A 14,782-nucleotide genomic window follows, 5' to 3' on the forward strand; every position below is an offset into this window, starting at 1 on the left:
TCCTTGCACCATATAAATCATGGCAACCAGGTAAACGATTAAAATCTTTATGACGATCGCTTCCATAGGCTAACTTATTTTCCGGTTACCGGAAGCAAACCGTCATTCCACCCGTTCATTTCTAGAGTCCTCAGCTGGGAGTTCTCTTTTCTTTGCGCTTTCTCATCCAATTTATCCATAACATTTACCTTTTAATAATTAGAACTAAGTCTATCTTTGAATTCGAATCCGCTGCAAATATAAATGGTTTATTTTATAAACCATTTATATTTGCAAACTATTTTAGATAAAAATATAAATGAGCCAGAAGAAGACACTAACCAGCTAGAAAAAACGCCCTCTAAACAGGTATTCACGAAGATTAGAATGCTAAGAAGCCAAACCGCTTTCTCTAAGTCCCGTTCTTGCATCGGCTAATTCGTTCCACCTGGGTGTCTGTTTCGTTCCACCCGGGTTATCCTTTCGTTCGTCCCAGGTATTTGTTTCGTTCGACCCGGGTCGAACGAACCGGACTTTAAAACAAAGTAAATAAACACAGCTGCGAGGATGAATGTATCTATTTCATTATCAATACATAACCATTTAGAATCGTTCACAAAGTCTCAAGCATTCGATCCGCCAATAACGCACCCATTCCACCGATACGGCAAACATACCCCGGACTCGTTTCAGAAAATTGCAACTCATCTGCAATAAGTGCCAGCTAAAAAGACAAATTTCTACTCAAACATAGAGGTGTCTTTACTATTTAAGGTAAAAAAGAGCATTTTCTCTCTAAAAGTTTTTGTAATATCAGAGTTAATCGTATTTTTGTGTACAATTTTGGTGTAGTAATGACTGAAGAAGAAAAAAAGTTAGTAAATACCTTCGAAACGAAACTACGGCATTTGATCTATCTATATGATGAATTAAAACGAGAGAATGCCGAGTTAAAGCAGCTCCTTCACATGGAGAAGCTGAGAAACGAAACGGTACAAGCTGAATTTAAAAATTTGGAGACAAACTACACAAACCTAAAAACAGCTACGGCAATCAGCCTTAACGGCAGCGATGTAAAAGAGACAAAGCTGCGATTGTCAAAATTAGTGCGTGAAGTCGATAAATGCATCGCTTTATTAAGTGAATGAAATAAAAAAGATGTATGAACGATAAGATAAAAATAAACTTGCAAATAGCCGATTCTAACTATCCACTTACAATTGAACGTAAGGATGAAGCGATGGTGAGAGAAGCGGCTAAACAGGTAAATAATAGGCTTAATGCATACCGGGAACGTTACAAAAATTTGGGTTCTGAGAAAATAATAGCCATGGTTGCCTACCAGTTTTCTTATGAAAAACTACAATTATTGGAGCGTAATGATACGGGTCCATACACAGCCAAAATGGAAGAATTGACTGAGTTGCTGGAGAACTGCTTCAAAGAAGAGTAAAACTCCGAAGTTCAATCAATGAAACTAAAAATTCATGCACTGCAAAATATCCAAGTAAGAACACGGATATTTAGCGGTGCGTTTTTATTTATATATACTTTAAATTATAATGTAGAATGATAGCAACAATAGTAGCATCAATCGCTTGTTTTATCGTAGGAGGAGGCCTGACATACGTACTATTCCGTTACGCATTGAAGTCCAGATACGATAAAGTCCTGAAAGAAGCAGAGACTGAAGCGGAAGTGATTAAGAAAAACAAATTGCTGGAAGTAAAGGAGAAATTCCTCAACAAGAAAGCCGATTTAGAGAAAGAAGTTTCTCAGCGCAATCAAAGAATCCAACAAGCTGAAAATAAATTGAAGCAGCGCGAAATGGTACTTGGCCAACGTCAAGACGAAATTCAGCGCAAAAAGATGGAAGCCGAAGCTGTAAAGGAAAACCTTGAAACACAACTTGTCATCCTCAACAAGAAAAAGGAAGAGTTAGATAAACTGCAACAGCAGGAAATTGACAAACTCGAAACAATCTCCGGACTATCTGCCGACGAAGCTAAAGAACGCTTGGTGGAATCGCTGAAAGAAGAAGCTAAAACACAGGCTCAATCCTATATCAATGATATTATGGATGATGCTAAACTAACAGCTAGCAAAGAAGCGAAACGCATCGTTATCCAATCAATTCAACGAGTAGCAACCGAAACCGCGATCGAAAATTCCGTTACCGTATTCCACATCGAATCGGACGAGATCAAAGGACGTATTATCGGCCGTGAAGGACGTAACATCCGCGCGTTGGAAGCAGCTACCGGTGTTGAAATTGTAGTAGACGATACTCCGGAAGCCATTGTGCTTTCCGCTTTTGACCCGGTTCGCCGTGAAGTTGCCCGTCTGGCCCTCCATCAGTTGGTTACCGACGGACGTATTCACCCGGCTCGTATCGAAGAGGTAGTATCTAAGGTACGCAAACAGGTGGAAGAAGAAATTATCGAAACAGGTAAACGTACAACTATCGACTTAGGTATACACGGGTTGCACCCTGAACTGATTCGTATCATCGGTAAAATGAAATACCGCTCTTCTTACGGACAGAACTTATTGCAACATGCGCGCGAAACAGCCAATCTTTGTGCGGTAATGGCATCAGAGTTAGGCCTGAATCCGAAAAAAGCCAAACGTGCCGGCCTGCTACATGATATTGGTAAAGTGCCCGATGAAGAACCGGAATTGCCACATGCTTTACTCGGTATGAAGTTGGCGGAAAAATACAAAGAGAAACCGGATATCTGCAACGCAATCGGTGCTCACCATGACGAAACAGAGATGACCAGCCTATTGGCTCCTATCGTACAGGTTTGCGATGCCATCTCCGGTGCACGCCCGGGAGCTCGCCGTGAAATCGTAGAAGCTTATATCAAACGTCTGAACGACCTCGAACAACTGGCTATGGCCTATCCAGGTGTAACCAAGACATATGCTATTCAAGCCGGACGTGAGCTTCGTGTAATCGTTGGAGCGGATAAAATAGACGACAAGCAAACTGAAAGCCTGTCAGGCGAAATCGCGAAGAAGATTCAGGACGAAATGACTTATCCGGGACAAGTGAAAATTACTGTTATTCGTGAGACACGTGCGGTAAGCTTTGCCAAGTAAAGCAACGTTCAAAGAATATACTATAAAAAAAGGCGGTTATCAATCCGTAGCAGGGGCCGGGAGTTTTATTCTTCCGGCCTTCTTTTTATCCGCACCACTCCCCTACACCAACACACCTAAGCAAACAGATCCCCTAGCCCCGGTTGTAGTGAGCAGCCAAATTCTCCAATCGAGCCCCTTTCTTGTAACAAGATTGTAACATAAGCCCCATAAAACCCTCTATAAAAAGAAAAACCACATATAAAACAGCTATTTTTATGTTATACAGCATGTATTTCAAAAATAATGCCTATATTTGCAGTGTAATTAAGAAACAAGATGTAAAACCGCTCTTCAAAATGTGGGGAGCAAAAAAAGAGGAAACAAATTATGAAAAAGAATGCAAATGAAATTATGATGTTACAGTACCGTATTAAACGTTATCAAGCCATGGGAAATGGTGCAATGTGTCAGGTATTGAACAGTAAATTACAAAAACTGCTGAGTAAGCAGCAAGCCATGTAAACAAGCACACTTATAATATGAATAAAAGCGGTAGACTTTCGAGTTTCCCGCTTTTTTTATTCCCAATCACTAAACTCAAAGCTTAATTGTTCCCAAACGCCATGCTGCACCTCAGCCTCTTCTTTCGGGTTGGAGACGGAGAGCCCAATCAACCGAATGGGATGCTGTTCATACGATACGCTTTTCAACAGCTCCTTAGCCAACGGAAGTATGCAATCTAAAGTGCTCAGTTCCTGAGTCTGTGTAATGCTACGGGTTATCTGGCTAAAGTCGTGGAATTTAATTTTAAGCGTTAAGGTGTTTCCCGTAAACTCTGCCTCTTGTAGACGCTCCACCAACTCCACGGCAACGTGATACAGTTCGATGATAACGGAAGAATGCAGCGAAATATCCCGCTCGAGCGTACGCTCACAACCCACGGACTTTCGAATACGAACGGATTCTACGGGACGATCATCAGTTCCGCGCGCGCATTCATAATAGAGTGTACCCACTTTACCAAAATGAGCGATAAGCATCTCCAATGAGCATTCACGCAATTGAAGTCCGTTATGAATACCTAAGAAGTGCATTCTCTTAGCGGTGACTGGGCCTACACCCCAAAAAGATTCAATGGGAAGTTGTGCGATGAAATCGAGCGCCTGCTCAGGATGAATGGTACACAAGCCATCCGGTTTCCGATAATCCGAAGCGATCTTCGCCAGAAACTTATTGTAAGATACCCCCGCTGAGGCTACCAGATTAAGCTTCTCCCGAATGCGTTGTTTTATTTCCCGGGCAATATCTACCGCCAGGGCTATATTGCGTTTGTTTTCAGTTACATCCAAGAAGGCCTCATCCAGCGAAAGAGGTTCAATCACATCGGTGTAATCGTGAAAGATTTCATGTATTTGCCGGGAAACAGATTCGTATACATCCATACGCCCCCGCACAAAGATCAGCTGCGGGCACAGTCGCTTTGCTTTTAGCGAAGACATCGCGGAACGAACGCCAAAGCGACGAGCCTCATAACTGGCGGCCGCCACAACACCCCGCTCCTCGGAATAACCCACAGCCAGAGGTTTCCCTCTTAGCTCAGGGTTATCACGCTGTTCTACAGAAGCGTAGAAGGCGTCCATATCAATATGTATAATCTTACGTAGGGACATCACATTCGGTTAGTCAGAGCAAACTTACTACAAATCTCCCAAACCAGAAAATCATTTTTATTTTATCCACGCATTGACTACTTCGCCTATGTAAACCGAGTGCAAAGGACGATCGCTATACACTTTACGGGCTACATCTCCAAAGCCTTCGGGATTAAAAGGCGCACCGTATACCTTCTTGCACTCCAACACCAATTTACCTTCCGTAAATATCGGATTTCCTAATTGCGTGTACTCTACATGCAAGTTGGCTGCTTTAATCTTATCACCGTCACGTCCGGAATGAGTGCCCAGATATTTCAGCGCATCTCTGTATTGTTCCGGGAAAGCCGTTACCGTGAAATACTCATTTTTCTCCATGAATGAATGGGTATAGCGGCGTTTCTCTACATATACCGTAACCACGGGACGGTCTTCGCCCCACAAAGTGCCAAGTCCGCCCCAGCCGATAGTCATGGCATTCATATCTCCCTTTTTGCCAACCGCCAGCAGCATCCAGTCTTTGCTGAATAGCGTAAACGGATTCGCCTGCCATTGTTCCATCGGATTGAACTTCTTCCATTGCGACTCCTTAGCGGTAGCAGGGGCAGTTGCTTTTGCCTCACTTTTTCCTGCTTCACCGGCATTCCATCCATCGTAATGGACATTTTCTTCTTTCCATTTATTCTTAGGGGCGGGAGATTCTGCCGGATAACCAATCGGAATAACATTCAACGGAATGATGTGATCGGGCAGATTCAAAATATCCGATACGCTTTTCATACGATCGGCACCGGGATATACGCCGGTCCACACGGCGCCCAGTCCAAGTCCATGGGCAGCCAGAAGTATGTTTTCCGATGCGGCAGAAACATCCTGAATCCAGAATGCGGCTGCTTCTCCTTCTAACGTCTTAGTCAAATCACCACAGGTAACGATCACTGCCGAAGCCTGTGAAGCCATCTTGGCAAAAGGCAAAGCATCCGCCAATTGCTGGAGAATTTCTTTCTTCTTCACAACAACAAAACTCCAAGGTTGTTTATTCTTGGCACTCGGAGCAGCCATTCCTGCCTGAAGCAGTTGCTGTATTTTCTCTTCTTCCACGGGTTTATCCTGATACGCCCGAATACTGGTACGCGTTAGGATGTTGTTGATAACAGCTGCCGAAGTGTCTGTCTCGACATCGGCATGGTTACTCGTGAAAAAGGCTATTTTCACAGAGAGAATAACGAGCGCTACGGCTAAAAGCACATTAAGGATGTTCGATGTATTCATATTTATTTAGTATTTTGAGATATTCGGAATAAAGTACCGGTGGGGCATACAAAACGACAGTAAGGACGAACCACGACACAAGATAGCAATAAAAAGACAATCGCCAATACAAGAACGGCCGTTGATGCCTGTTGGAATATGAAAGCGGTAAACAACTCGTAATCCATCCACTCAAAGCAGACTCCCGCCCACATGAGAAGCATCAGAAGCGCCCATAAACCGTCACGGAAATAATTCAGGAATTTCAGATAGCGGGGACGAATATAGAATTTGTATTTCACACTTTTGCCAACCACCTCTTGCAGAGAACCCAACGGGCATACCCAATTGCAATAATGGCTCTTCTTGCCAAACAATGGAAACACAAAAGCGATGATCAACAATAGAACGGGAATCACGGCAGCCCATACATTCAAGCCGTTAGAGATATAATTGACCAAAAGTGAATAGGAAATAAAACTTCCGCTCCAGAAGCCCAGCACAACAACATTCAACAGTAGTTGTGCCATCCGGTAACGGGGAGAGCGAACAAAGATCGGCACTATCGCTCCGACAAGGATCACCAGAACAGTACAGACAAATTTCAGACTAAAAATTGACGCGGATTCTGCCGGGGTCTCCACTGTCTCAATCCCCTGCGAATACATCAGCCACGCTTCACCGATTCGATAACAGCGTTGGACGAAAGTGTAGCACCGGAGATGCCGTCTACTTTCTTCTTCAAAGCTTCGTCCACCGTCAACCCGTTCCACTGGGGCAATACACCTTGTTCTACATCCCGGAAGAAACCGGGAGTCTCGGCATTCTTCAATGCTTCGATCTTACTGACTTTTCCATCTTTTAAGTAGATCTTCAACGGAACATTTCCTCCGTATCCTACCACATCTTTTGCCAATTCGTCTGTAGAGATGATCAGCATACCATCCGATCCTACGTAGTTGGCGGTAGAATCTGTTTGCGAATCCGATCCCGACTTTAGCAATGTTTTCCCAAAAAACTGCTGATCACGATTGATCGCAACTGCCAACATTATCAGAAAACACGTAATTAAGCTACACACTTGTTGCCATTTAACATATTTCATACCTATTCTTTTTTGCAAAATAAGGCCTTTACTATTATATTTGCAAGTACTTACAAAAAAGTTATATAGTTTCCAAAAGGTGTATTTTATGGATAATCAAGGTAATAAGAAGAATTTTTTATTTCAGGGGAAGGAATATTATTGTTCGTTGGAGTTAGCAATGGAGCTTATCGGAGGGAAATGGAAGACCATGATGATATATCATTTAAAAGATGGAGCCGCCCGTTCTTCCGAATTACAGCGCAGTTTACACGGAATATCCAATAAGATGTTTACGCAGACTGCCCGCGATCTGGAGAGAAATCGCATCATTGAGCGCACGGTTTATCCGGTTATTCCGCCGAAAGTTGAATATAAATTATCCGAATTGGGATTGTCCGTATTGCCTGTCGTTTTGGACATTGCAGCTTGGGCAAACAGCCTCGGTAACCTTACGCCTCAATCCGAGAAATAACCAACCGTTTATCTGTAAAAACAGGGAAAATAAGTGAACAAGTTAACAAAGCCAAGTGTTTTCTAAATAAGATTAGCCGAGTAACCATCCGCTTCAGATTAATCACTGAAGCTAAATTATAAAGTTAAACAAAAACATTATGAAAAAGTATTTGGTAGTTTTGGTATCGATGTTAGGCTCTCTCTCCATGATGGGGCAAACAAACACTTGGGTAAACGACCCGGCTCATTCGCGCTTGGGTTTTGTAGTTAAACACCTGACCATATCAGAAATAAGCGGCCGCTTTGCCGACTTTTCTGTAAAGGTAACAACGTCCAAACCGGACTATCTGGATGCACAAATTGAGGTTACCGCTAAAATAGCCAGCATGGACACCGGCGTAGAGATGCGTGACAATCACCTGCGCTCTGCCGATTTCTTCGATGCGGAGAAATATCCGACTTTGACATTTAAAAGTACTTCCGTAGAGAAAACAGGAAAGGATAAAGGTAAACTTCATGGCAATCTCACATTCCACGGTATCACGAAGCCTGTCGTAGTAGATGTTGTTTATTTCGGAACAGTGACCAATCCGATGAATAACGCAACCACCGCCGGCTTCCAGATTAAAGGAGTTGTGAAAAGATCGGACTTCGACTTAGGCCCTAAATTCCCGGAAGCGGTAATCAGCAACGATGTACAAATCATCGCAGACGTAGAGTTCAGCCCAAACAAATAAGCCGAGATAGAAGGTACGCTTATTTATTTCAAACAATAGTCAGACTAGTAGGGTATCGAATAAGGAATGAGCATGAAAACCTCATTTCTTGTTCGATACACTTTTTCAGATGAAACGAATCTCCCAGCGGTTTGCGGGGGTTACCTCACGCTCCGATATTCGAATGTATTGTACGTTTCTTCTATTTTATGCTAAAGTTTCTTCTAATCTTAAAAAAAACTCTATATTTATAACAGAAAGATGCGTGTAATCCATCTTTCCATCTTATTTTTGAACAAATATTAAAAGTATGAACCTAAATAGTTTTTCTAACAGCATATCTTCAACAGATAATAGCCCTTTGATGCCCATTCTGTTTGTCGGACACGGTTCGCCGATGAACGCCATCGAAGAGAATGAGTTTTCAAAAGAATGGCAGGCACTGTCTGCAACTCTCCCCCGCCCTACTGCCATAGTAAGCATATCGGCTCATTGGGAGACGAAGGGAACGTTTGTCACCTTGAGTCCGACTCCGCAAACGATCCATGACTTCTACGGTTTTCCACAAGCCTTGTATCAACAGCGGTATGCGGCAAAAGGAGATCCGCAGCTGGCACAAGAAATTATAAACCAACTTGATCCGGCCGTAGGTGGAGACAACCAATGGGGCTTGGATCATGGCACGTGGTCTGTACTTAAATATATTTATCCGCAGGCTGATATTCCGGTCATACAAATCAGTTTAGATCATTACCTCTCTCCACAGCAGCATATGGAGCTAGCCCGTCAACTCGCCTTCCTGCGTACGAAAGGGGTTTTGGTACTAGGTAGCGGGAACATGATCCACAACCTTCGCATGGTCAATGTAAAAGGAGGCGACTTTAACGCGGAACATGGCTATGATTGGGCATTCGAACTGAATGACGTATTCAAAACCAAGCTATTGAACAGAGATATTCAGCCGTTGGTCAACTTCTCGTCTTTACATCCGGACATAAAGCTAGCTATTCCCACAGCCGAGCATTACTTACCCATGCTATATATTTTAGGGATGATGCAGCCTAACGAAAAGATCAGCCTGTTCAACGATAAAGTAATCGCAGGATCATTGAGTATGACCTCTTTCCTGATCAATGACTATACATAATTAATGACCATACATAAAACTAAAGAGCCAACATGAAAGAATACTTACCGCAGATCATTGCATCTGCCATTGTAATTGTGCTACTACCTATATCCCGCTACATTTCATTCAACATAATCAGGAAATCGGGTACTATTATTCAAATGCCTGAAAACCGAATTCTACAGGTAAGGCAAGTAGTGTCTATCCTACTAAATATTCTGTTTTTATTTACCATTGCCATCATTTGGGGAGTACAACCGGATAATATTCTTCTAGGGCTTTCTTCTGTTTTTGCAGTAATCGGAGTCGCCTTTTTCGCTCAATGGTCTCTGCTAAGCAATATCACGGCAGGAATCATCATGTTCTTCTCGGCTCCGTTTCGGGTAGGCGATCGGATTCACCTTCTCGACAAGGACATACCCATTATTGCAGTAATTGAGAACATACAAACATTTTATACGCACATACGGACCGATGAGGGTGAATTGATTGTAATTCCAAACAGCCTCTTTCTCCAAAAGATCGTGTCGGTTATTAAGAATTAAAGCTCGTATATATGCAAATTATATCAGTTAGAGAAACGCCATCATACAAGGACTTAGCGATTGATTACATCAGCAGCAAATGGGATGTGTCGCGAAATATCTACGAAGATTCAATCACGCACAGCCTCACCAGTCGCACCCCTTTACCACAATGGTATCTTCTCCTGAAAGAAGGTGAGATCATCGGTTGCGCCGGGCTGATTACCAACGATTTTATCAGCCGGATGGATTTATACCCCTGGCTCTGTGCGCTATTTATTGAAGAGCAACATCGAGGAAGCAGTTATGGCGAACTACTCATCGACAAAGCCAAACAGGATAGCCGGGAAAGTGGTTTCCCGTATCTGTATCTAAGTACCGAACACATCGGCTATTATGAGAAACTCGGTTTTAGCTACATTGGTAATGGCTATCACCCCTGGGACGAAGAATCGCGCATCTATGAGATAGAGCTATAGCAGCGTATTACTTACTGGATGATAACAAAAAAAGATGAAAGAAAACGCTTACGACAAACAGTCCTTTTTTGAGAAATACGGAGAGATGTTGAGCGACATTCCCGGCATGAAAGATGAACTCAGGCGACCGATGATGTTGGCAGTGTCAGCCACCAAAGCATGAGGTGAGCCGCTATTCAATAAGAGGTATCAAGATATTGTATACGCAAAGAGGCTATCTCATTTTATGTTGAGACAACCTCTTTGTATAATAGATCAATGATGCAAAATCTAATCACTGAAAGTCAGCTTTCCTTCAAAAGGGATGCCGGCTCTCTGCCCACTATCGCTATTCGGGTCATGATAACTCAAGAAAACTGTTACAATCTGCTTCTTAAGATCGACAACTTGACTGACGGTCTCCCCGTCTTGTTCGATCCAGTTAATAAAGAACAAACTGTCTCCGACTTGTTTAACGCTCATCTTTTCATCTCCCTCAGCAGTAACATTTTGCTGATCGATCGTTTTCCAATGCAGCGTAGAGTCTGATGAATAAGTAATCTCAGCTTTCATCTCAGGATACTCAATTTTCACATGCTTCCCTATAATAGAGCATATGGTGGACTGCGGAGCAACTTGCTGACCAACCGTTTCTGATGGTTTACCCGAACAGCCCAATAAGAGTCCCAATGAAGTGCCTAAGGCAAGTAAATAACCAATTAACCTCATACTTAGTACCCTATTGTGAACCGCTCTTGATGATGCTGCGGCTTTTCAAATTCATCGATCATAGCCTTCGCATAATCCTGCACGGAAATATTACTTTCGCCCTTTGCGTCAACAATCAAGTCGTCCTTACCTAAACGGTAAGTAGTTGTACGTTCGCCCGGGAAAATATGTCCGGCGGGAGAAAAGAAGACCCAGTCTATCTCTTTTTCTTTAGTCAGTGTATGCAGGTAAAATTCGCCTAGAGATTTGACTCCTCCCATTATTGCTTCCGGAATAGCTCCCGAATCAATTACACGCTTACCCGGTGCAACAAAAAGAGTTCCGGCTCCTCCTACTATCAGCAGCCGTTTCACCCCGGCATCTTTGACTCCTTTCAGAATCTCCGGATACACTCTCAAAGTTTCATTATACATATCAGGATTGTTCCATCCCGGATTGTAGGCACTAATAACCGCATCCGCACCTTTCACTAACTTCACTATTTCTAAAGCGGATGAGACGTCAGCCTTCACCTTGGTCAGGCTCGAATTGGTTATTCCTATTTTATCAGGATTACGAACGACTGCCACTACTTCCAGTCCTCTATCCAAAGCTTCGTTGAGAATGGCGGATCCGACAAATCCACTTGCACCGATTAAAACAATTTTTTTCATATCTTTCTGTTTTTAAGTTTTATAACTTCCTTATTTACAATGCAAAGATAGGTGATCCGAGTAAAGGACTTATTATAAAAAAGCGATTTTAAATTATAAATAACCGACACCGGTTCATTTTATGGATGCTCTAAAGTTAGCAGGGGTCAAGCCCGTATGTTTACGGAAAAAATTATTAAAGTTTCCCGGTTCTTCAAAGCCTAGCAAGAACCCGATCTCCTTAGCAGACAGTTTGCTATAAGCAAGTAACCTTTTCGCTTCCAAAACAACCCGTTTATCGAGATAGACTTTGGGAGTTTCACCTGTCAACAACTTTACTTCTTTGGACAATACCCTTTCGCTAACAGCCAATAAACTCGTATAGTACTCCAAGCGTTTATTCTCTCGAAAGTGCTTTTCCACCGCATTGTGGAAAGATTGGGCTAAATTGTATTTGTTGGAAGATGGTGGGTAAGCACTACTCAGAGTGCGTTCCGCTTCAAATAGAATAACCCGCAAAAGACTTTGAGCTATTGTTGCCTGGAACTTATCGGCTGAAGTTTTTAACTCCTCTTCCAATAAAGCTATCAAATTATCCGCCAACAAGGGACAAACTGAAACAACCTGATTTAGGTTCGACAGACTGAGTATTTGCGAAGAGTACAGAAAATCGGCATCCACTTCGGTTACCGTAAAAAAGGAATCAGTAAACAAGATCATTTTACCCGAATAGACAGATGTAATATCGAACTCACAAACCTGTCCCGGAGAGATAAGCAGCAGTTCATTTACGCCGACCCGTATTTTACGGAAATCGATTTTAAGCTCAGCACTTCCTTCAGTGACCCACATTAGTTGATAGAAAGAGACTTTATGCGGAGAACCCAATAAGTTGGGAAGTTCTTTTATAAATGTTAGCTTTTTGACCTCTATCTCAATCGATGAAGGGGTAAAATCAAAGGTTCTGATGTTCTCTTTCAGTCTCATATCTTCATTATTTTAGCAAAATCGAATCAACGATTGACAAATATAAAGCTTCTTTCGGACTATTCATCGTTAATGAACACTTAATACGCTGTCCTATATTGTGTTTTAATACAACCATCATATTCGGCATCTGATAGATTCGATCTTCGTTTTTTCAAGCAGATTCAACGCAAACCCTCAAATTCAGAATATCTGCAAAATTGCTCGCATATATTTGGGCAAACTATTATAAAATGTATATGCTCGAAAAGTTATTGCCATACGAAAAGGGTTTATTCTTTCTGATAAATGGCTCTTATTCCTATTTTATGGATTGCGTTATGTGGTTGTTTTCAGGAGGTATTATTTGGATTCCCGCCATACTCTTCTTACTTATAAGCATTATTCACGGTAAGAGATGGCAGGTATGGCTACCTATATTAATAGCCATTGTTATTCTATTTATAGGCTGCGACCAGTTCTCTTCAGCTGTATGCAAACCTTTTTTCGCTCGCTTGCGTCCTACTCATTTTCCGGGTATTGAAGAGCATGTTAGAACGTTATACGGATATGCCGGAGGACAGTACGGATTTATTTCGGGCCATGCCACAAATTCATTTGGTTTTGCAACATTAACAGCATTATTATTCAGCAATCGATATTACTCGATCACCATCTACATCTGGGCTTTGGTCTTATCCTATTCCCGAGTTTACTTAGGAGTACATTTCGTATCCGATGTAGTAGCCGGAGCTATTTCCGGATGCATCATAGGCTGGCTGGTATACTCACTGTATCATTTTTACCAAAAGAAAAATAAAGGGTATGCTACTTCCGAGCAAATCTATTCGACGCAACGAATTAAATTAATCACGGTAGTGTTGTCATCCTACATCGTATTGATCACCTTACTTAGCGAATTATTAATATATATCTTTAGAATGAACTTCTTTTCATAAGCTATATGAAACAGACTATTTTAATAGCAATATTTCTGCTCAACCTTGTCATGCAGTTGCATGCTCAATCGGAAGACAGCATCCGTAGAAACCTTCCAATCCAGCCTAAAACTCAAACTGACTCTATAAATCTGAAGAAGAATCACTATCTAATCCCTTATCTCTCTAACCCCATAAGGGAAAACGAGATCCTCTCATTCGGGAGCAAGCATGAAAAGTACACGACGTATCGTTCACCCAACGAAAAGAAAACGTTCTTCAATTCATCTTATTCCAAATTTCTGATACCAACCGCTTTAATCTCGTATGGAATAATTGCACAAGAAAATAAATCGCTATTAAATTTAGATCACAGCACAAATAATGAAGTTGGAGAACATGTATCCAAACATGTACCATATGACGACTATACCCAGTATGCCCCCACCATTGCTATTTATGCACTAGATTGGACGGGAATAAAAGCAAAGCATAATTTCAGAGACCGAACATTGATTGTAGCATCAGCCTACCTTGTTATGGGAGCAGCTGTACAAACTATGAAAAGTTCTTTTGGCGTAGAGCGTCCCGATGGCTCTAATTTTCATTCATTTCCCTCGGGACATACGGCTACTGCCTTTGTCGGGGCTCATATTCTTTTTAAAGAGTATAAGGATGTTTCTCCTTGGATTGGAATAGGTGGATATACAGTAGCCACGGCGACTGGAATTATGCGAGTCTTTAATAAAAAGCATTGGGTAAGTGATGTGGTAGCCGGGGCCGGCATTGGTATAATAAGCGCAGAATTAGGCTATATATTGTTACCGGTTTGGCATAATATACTCGGAGTTAAAGAAAATCATAAAAGTTTAGTTATCGCTCCCGTCATCAGTACAGAAAGTGCCGGACTTGGATTAGCATACACATTTTAAATACCGCAATACAATTAAGAAGATTTGATTACTCTTTAAGAGGGAGTTCACGGAAACTAGAACTATACAGTAAGCATTGCACGACTTTCCTTTTATTCCTTCATTGTATTTAAGCAAATTACTTATCCTTTTCAAGTTGCCAGCCTCTCTGTTTCGTGTTTTTTTATTTATATAAACTTAATATTATATATTTATATCAATAGTAAAGTATAAAAACGCCCATTTCATTTATCTCTTTAGACAGTATTA

General features: G+C 41.8%; 19 protein-coding genes. 12 read left to right on the forward strand and 7 right to left on the reverse strand.

Translation table 11 applies throughout. The features are described from left to right. Positions 1-833: 833 nt before the first annotated feature. The 4 genes from JCM10512_RS14910 (at position 834) to JCM10512_RS24655 (ending at position 3,588) form a co-directional block, all read left to right on the forward strand. Positions 834-1,127 (forward strand): coiled-coil domain-containing protein, encoded by a 294-nt coding sequence (locus tag JCM10512_RS14910; RefSeq protein WP_044164381.1) that lies wholly within the window; start codon positions 834-836, stop codon positions 1,125-1,127. A 14-nt stretch (positions 1,128-1,141) separates the two neighbouring features. Then, positions 1,142-1,432, forward strand: coding sequence for a cell division protein ZapA (locus tag JCM10512_RS14915; RefSeq protein ID WP_044164335.1), 291 nt, complete (start codon positions 1,142-1,144; stop codon positions 1,430-1,432). A 116-nt stretch (positions 1,433-1,548) separates the two neighbouring features. Then, entirely contained in the window at positions 1,549-3,084 is a 1,536-nt protein-coding gene (gene rny, locus JCM10512_RS14920; RefSeq protein ID WP_044164337.1) for a ribonuclease Y, read from the forward strand. A gap of 369 nt (positions 3,085-3,453) precedes the next feature. Further along, on the forward strand, positions 3,454-3,588 hold the full coding sequence (locus JCM10512_RS24655) for a hypothetical protein (RefSeq protein ID WP_262482613.1): 135 nt from the start codon (positions 3,454-3,456) through the stop codon (positions 3,586-3,588). 56 nt (positions 3,589-3,644) lie between these two features. Here JCM10512_RS24655 and dinB read toward each other — a convergent pair whose 3' ends face one another. The 4 genes from dinB to JCM10512_RS24175 all read right to left on the reverse strand — a co-directional run bounded on the left by dinB (position 3,645) and on the right by JCM10512_RS24175 (position 7,074). Further along, positions 3,645-4,736 carry a DNA polymerase IV gene (gene dinB, locus JCM10512_RS14925; RefSeq protein ID WP_044164339.1) on the reverse strand — a complete coding sequence of 364 codons (1,092 nt, stop codon included), beginning with the start codon at positions 4,734-4,736 and terminating at the stop codon, positions 3,645-3,647. Between the two features lie 57 nt (positions 4,737-4,793). Next, entirely contained in the window at positions 4,794-5,990 is a 1,197-nt protein-coding gene (locus JCM10512_RS22095; RefSeq protein WP_081741350.1) for a nitroreductase family protein, read from the reverse strand. Positions 5,991-5,992: 2 nt separating this feature from the next. Continuing rightward, positions 5,993-6,499: a 4Fe-4S binding protein gene (locus JCM10512_RS24170; RefSeq protein ID WP_244437217.1), complete on the reverse strand. Its 507-nt coding sequence runs from the start codon at positions 6,497-6,499 to the stop codon at positions 5,993-5,995. 137 nt (positions 6,500-6,636) lie between these two features. Continuing rightward, the gene (locus JCM10512_RS24175) at positions 6,637-7,074 is read right to left on the reverse strand and encodes an FMN-binding protein (RefSeq protein WP_244437218.1); all 438 of its coding nucleotides are present in this window, start codon (positions 7,072-7,074) and stop codon (positions 6,637-6,639) included. An 88-nt stretch (positions 7,075-7,162) separates the two neighbouring features. Here JCM10512_RS24175 and JCM10512_RS14940 point away from each other — a divergent pair, with 88 nt between their 5' ends. The 6 genes from JCM10512_RS14940 to JCM10512_RS22545 all read left to right on the forward strand — a co-directional run bounded on the left by JCM10512_RS14940 (position 7,163) and on the right by JCM10512_RS22545 (position 10,520). Next, positions 7,163-7,528 carry a winged helix-turn-helix transcriptional regulator gene (locus tag JCM10512_RS14940; protein ID WP_044164341.1) on the forward strand — a complete coding sequence of 122 codons (366 nt, stop codon included), beginning with the start codon at positions 7,163-7,165 and terminating at the stop codon, positions 7,526-7,528. Positions 7,529-7,667: 139 nt separating this feature from the next. Then, on the forward strand, positions 7,668-8,246 hold the full coding sequence (locus JCM10512_RS14945) for a YceI family protein (RefSeq protein ID WP_044164343.1): 579 nt from the start codon (positions 7,668-7,670) through the stop codon (positions 8,244-8,246). 289 nt (positions 8,247-8,535) lie between these two features. Beyond that, positions 8,536-9,372 (forward strand): 4,5-DOPA-extradiol-dioxygenase, encoded by an 837-nt coding sequence (ygiD, locus tag JCM10512_RS14950; protein WP_200869107.1) that lies wholly within the window; start codon positions 8,536-8,538, stop codon positions 9,370-9,372. A gap of 32 nt (positions 9,373-9,404) precedes the next feature. Beyond that, on the forward strand, positions 9,405-9,899 hold the full coding sequence (locus JCM10512_RS14955; protein ID WP_044164348.1) for a mechanosensitive ion channel domain-containing protein: 495 nt from the start codon (positions 9,405-9,407) through the stop codon (positions 9,897-9,899). A gap of 11 nt (positions 9,900-9,910) precedes the next feature. Continuing rightward, positions 9,911-10,357, forward strand: coding sequence for a GNAT family N-acetyltransferase (locus tag JCM10512_RS14960; protein WP_044164351.1), 447 nt, complete (start codon positions 9,911-9,913; stop codon positions 10,355-10,357). 34 nt (positions 10,358-10,391) lie between these two features. Next, a complete protein-coding gene (locus JCM10512_RS22545) occupies positions 10,392-10,520 on the forward strand; it encodes a methyltransferase (protein ID WP_148298420.1) in 129 nt (42 codons plus the stop codon). A gap of 107 nt (positions 10,521-10,627) precedes the next feature. Here the strand turns inward: JCM10512_RS22545 and JCM10512_RS14965 are convergent, their stop codons facing one another. The 3 genes from JCM10512_RS14965 to JCM10512_RS14975 all read right to left on the reverse strand — a co-directional run bounded on the left by JCM10512_RS14965 (position 10,628) and on the right by JCM10512_RS14975 (position 12,684). Then, on the reverse strand, positions 10,628-11,065 hold the full coding sequence (locus JCM10512_RS14965; protein ID WP_044164352.1) for a MoaF-related domain-containing protein: 438 nt from the start codon (positions 11,063-11,065) through the stop codon (positions 10,628-10,630). 2 nt (positions 11,066-11,067) lie between these two features. After that, positions 11,068-11,718, reverse strand: coding sequence for an NAD(P)-dependent oxidoreductase (locus tag JCM10512_RS14970; protein WP_044164354.1), 651 nt, complete (start codon positions 11,716-11,718; stop codon positions 11,068-11,070). A 114-nt stretch (positions 11,719-11,832) separates the two neighbouring features. Then, on the reverse strand, positions 11,833-12,684 hold the full coding sequence (locus JCM10512_RS14975; RefSeq protein WP_044164357.1) for a helix-turn-helix domain-containing protein: 852 nt from the start codon (positions 12,682-12,684) through the stop codon (positions 11,833-11,835). A 239-nt stretch (positions 12,685-12,923) separates the two neighbouring features. Here JCM10512_RS14975 and JCM10512_RS14980 point away from each other — a divergent pair, with 239 nt between their 5' ends. Together JCM10512_RS14980 and JCM10512_RS14985 are read left to right on the forward strand one after the other, a co-directional pair. Further along, positions 12,924-13,622 carry a phosphatase PAP2 family protein gene (locus JCM10512_RS14980; RefSeq protein ID WP_044164384.1) on the forward strand — a complete coding sequence of 233 codons (699 nt, stop codon included), beginning with the start codon at positions 12,924-12,926 and terminating at the stop codon, positions 13,620-13,622. A gap of 5 nt (positions 13,623-13,627) precedes the next feature. Beyond that, positions 13,628-14,533, forward strand: a complete 906-nt coding sequence (locus JCM10512_RS14985) for a phosphatase PAP2 family protein (RefSeq protein WP_044164358.1) — start codon at positions 13,628-13,630, stop codon at positions 14,531-14,533. Positions 14,534-14,782 lie beyond the last annotated feature (249 nt).

It is taken from the genome of Bacteroides reticulotermitis JCM 10512 (assembly GCF_000517545.1).
Classification (GTDB): Bacteria; Bacteroidota; Bacteroidia; order Bacteroidales; family Bacteroidaceae; genus Bacteroides; species Bacteroides reticulotermitis.